General features: G+C 44.3%; 1 protein-coding gene. It reads left to right on the forward strand.

Translation table 11 applies throughout. The features are described 5' to 3' along the window. Positions 1 to 376: PepSY domain-containing protein (locus ACTHUR_RS16205; RefSeq protein WP_440399702.1), on the forward strand; the 376-nt coding region annotated here is incomplete at its 5' end. Positions 377 to 585 lie beyond the last annotated feature (209 nt).

The raw sequence follows: 585 nt of genomic DNA on the forward strand, positions 1-585 counted from the left end.
TACCATGGCTTTCAAAGAAGGTATGTTTGCAAAGGTTTCCGGCCAGCAAGCAGCCGCAGCAGCGGTAGCAGAAGTGGGCGGCGTCGTTAAAGATGTCGATTACAAATACAAACAACATTTGGGCGGCCGTTACAAAGTAGAAATCTTGAAAGACGGCGTTGAATACGAAGCTTTGGTTGATGCTCAAAACGGCAAAGTATTGGCAGTAGCACAAGATGACGATCAAGACAAACGACACTTTGGTAAACATGATAAGCATCATAAACATGACAATGCTGAGCCCTCTTCATCGCAAAATACAGATTATCAGGCTCCTGCCGATGCTGCACCTGGCACACCTGAAAATGCAACCACTTCCGAGGTAACAAAATCTTAATTTAAACTTTAAAAAAGCCAATGCTGTCTGAAACTTTCAGACGGCATTGGCTTTAATGCAGCATTATTTAAAACACGATTTACATCAAGCCAATCGTTTTCAGACGGCCTTTGTCTCATCTTCGCCGTCTACCCACCCTGCTTCTTTCAATTTCCGCCGTTGCGCGTCATAACGTGCTTTTTCCGCCCAATACATTGTCTGAATACAGG

The sequence above is a fragment of the Neisseria sp. P0021.S007 genome (assembly GCF_051956855.1).